Origin of the sequence: Mycobacterium sp., assembly GCF_032162105.1 — a bacterium.
Taxonomy (GTDB): Bacteria; Actinomycetota; Actinomycetes; order Mycobacteriales; family Mycobacteriaceae; genus Mycobacterium.
Genome location: NZ_JAVRPS010000438.1, coordinates 1 through 2,508, shown reverse-complemented (window position 1 = coordinate 2,508; position 2,508 = coordinate 1). Strand labels below are relative to the sequence as shown.

The window sequence follows — 2,508 nt, the reverse complement described above, 5'->3', positions numbered from 1 at the left end:
TCAGTTACGTCGCCGTTGCGGTCGTCGGCGGCATTCAGGTGGCGACTGGCCAGATCACGCTGGGCAGCATCCAGGCGTTCATCCAGTACGTGCGCCAGTTCAACCAGCCGCTCACCCAGGTGGCGGCTATGTACAACACGCTGCAGTCCGGGATCGCGAGTGCGGAGCGGGTGTTCGACCTGCTGGACGCCGACGAGCAACCGCCGGACCCGCCGACGCCGGTGCCGGTGGACCCGCGCGGCCTCGGCCAGGTGGAGTTCGACCACGTCAACTTCGCCTACCGGCCCGGCACGCCCGTCATCGAAGACCTGTCGCTGATGGCCGAACCGGGCAGCACCGTCGCGATCGTCGGTCCGACCGGCGCGGGCAAGACCACGCTGGTCAACCTGCTGATGCGGTTCTACGAGGTGGACTCCGGCCGCATCCTGATCGACGGCGTCGACATCTCGGAGCTGCGCCGCCACGACCTGCGGTCCCGGATCGGCATGGTATTGCAGGACACCTGGCTGTTCGCGGGCACCATTCACGAGAACATCGCCTACGGCAGGCCCGACGCGACCGAGGCCGAGGTCATCGACGCCGCCAAGGCAGCGCACGTCGACCGCTTCGTGCACACGTTGCCGAAGGGCTACGACACCGTGGTCAACGACGACGGCGGCAACATAAGCGCCGGTGAGAAGCAGTTGATCACCATCGCCCGAGCGATCCTGGCCCGTCCGCGGCTGCTCATCCTCGACGAGGCGACCAGCTCGGTGGATACCCGTACCGAGCTACTGATTCAGCAGGCCACGGCCGAGCTACGCCGCGATCGGACCAGTTTCATCATCGCGCACCGGCTTTCGACCATTCGTGACGCCGACATGATCCTGGTGATGGAGGCGGGGCGCATCGTGGAGCGCGGCAGCCACGCCGAGTTGCTCGCCCGACGGGGCGAGTACTGGGCGATGACGCAGGTGTGAGGTTCGAGCGACCAGTGCGACCCCGACACACCCGTGGCCGAACCGCACGTCGGCCGCGGGTGCGCCGGTGCCGTCGGTTGCGGACGTGTTGGTCTCCGCCGCCGTCATCCCCCGATTCGGCGGCGGCGATCCCGGTGCCGGACGCAATTGATGCGCCCAACACCACACGCCCGCACCAACGCACTGCGCTTGTCTGATTCCGGCCAACGTTGTCCCCTCGGCACCGCGCCCGAAATCTCGACGTGGATGAAATTACCGAGTGGAGGCCGGTCAGGAATCGGGGAATACCCTTGATTTGTCGGGCGACTACAGTTCTGGGCCTTCAGCGCGCAAGTCATCGACCGTGGACATCGCCTCGCGCAGCTTGCCCAACCACTCGTCGACGTGCTCGCCGACCAGCCGCACCGACCATGCCAGCGCGTCGGACCGCGACCGCGCCACGCCTGCGTCGACCAACGTGTCGAGAACCTGGCGTTCCGGCTGCTTGAGCCTGGTCATCACCGGCACGGCGATGTGGGTGAACAGGATCCGCTCGTATTTATCAGTCCCGATTGCCCCTATATCTACGCCCCAGGCGACCTTGCGTCCGTAGCGGCCCTCGGCTTCGTCGGCGATGCGCATCCGCTCCGACCGGGTCTCCTCGCGGAACCGGGCGGCGCGTCCGGAGGCGTGCGCCTCACTCTCCTCGCCGTCCTGTTCGGGAAGGCGGCCGATGACGGTGATCTCCTCGCGGTCGACGACCACGGTCGGATCGCCGGCGAACCAGCCTTCCGGAAGGCGGCCGGCGATCCATTCCGGCGCGTCGCCCGCGTCGGGTTGCTGTGACTGTTGCCAACCGCCGGACCGTCCGGGCCGGCGGCCTTGGGTGTGATGATGCTGTCTCATAATTACATGATTACACCGTTACAGATGAAGCGGTGCGCAGTTCTCCAAGAGCGAACGCCGACGTCAGTCGCGTCCTAGCGCCGCTTCAGGGCCCCGTACAGCGCAGCGCCCCCGCCGAGTACCAACGCGACGAGGAGCAACGCCGCCCAGGCCGCACTGCCGGTGAGGAGCCATACGACGCCAACGACCAACAACGCCGGCGTCGCGAGGAACAGCACCATGCCCGGATGCTGTTTGATGACCGCAACGGCGCTGCGCGCCCGCACTGGGTCGATTTCCTTAGCCATCTGCTCAGGATGCCACTTCGAGGCGTTTTACAGGTCGGGGAACGCCTCTGGTCTCGCGGTTGCCATCCCGAACGCCACCCCGATTGTCATAGGGTTGGCACCTGCTGGTGCGATTGTGAGCGGAGTGAGTGATACCGCGCGGAAGTGAGTGGTGTTGGGGTGGGTGGTTGTCGGTGGCGGGTGCCAAGATGTTGGCAGCAGACTTCCGATCCGGCCACCGTGACTCCATCGCGGGGGCCGCGATCGGTAGGCGTGGTCTCGGACTGGCGATCAGGCATCGGCCGGCAAGACCCCGCCGCGGACAGTGGACCGTGGCGGGCACTCCACCGGCCAGGCCCGACCGCCACCGTCGCCACGATGGCAGGCACGGCAGTTCC

General features: G+C 66.9%; 3 protein-coding genes. 1 reads left to right on the top strand and 2 read right to left on the bottom strand.

Going from position 1 to position 2,508, the window contains the following annotated elements; translation table 11 throughout:
• On the top strand, positions 1–959 hold a 959-nt coding region (locus QOC69_RS22305), incomplete at its 5' end, for an ABC transporter ATP-binding protein (protein ID WP_526443643.1).
• 306 nt (positions 960–1,265) lie between these two features.
• Here QOC69_RS22305 and abmR read toward each other — a convergent pair.
• Together abmR and QOC69_RS22295 are read right to left on the bottom strand one after the other, a co-directional pair.
• Positions 1,266–1,844 carry an ATP-binding transcription factor AbmR gene (abmR, locus tag QOC69_RS22300; protein ID WP_526443641.1) on the bottom strand — a complete coding sequence of 193 codons (579 nt, stop codon included), beginning with the start codon at positions 1,842–1,844 and terminating at the stop codon, positions 1,266–1,268.
• Positions 1,845–1,918: 74 nt separating this feature from the next.
• A complete protein-coding gene (locus QOC69_RS22295) occupies positions 1,919–2,131 on the bottom strand; it encodes a hypothetical protein (RefSeq protein WP_526443639.1) in 213 nt (70 codons plus the stop codon).
• Between the last annotated feature and the right edge of the window lie 377 nt (positions 2,132–2,508).

Coding starts and splice junctions, on each gene's coding strand:
- abmR (WP_526443641.1), bottom strand. CDS start 1,844: ATGAGACAGCATCATCACACCCAAGGCCGCCGGCCCGGACGGTCCGGC.
- QOC69_RS22295 (WP_526443639.1), bottom strand. CDS start 2,131: ATGGCTAAGGAAATCGACCCAGTGCGGGCGCGCAGCGCCGTTGCGGTC.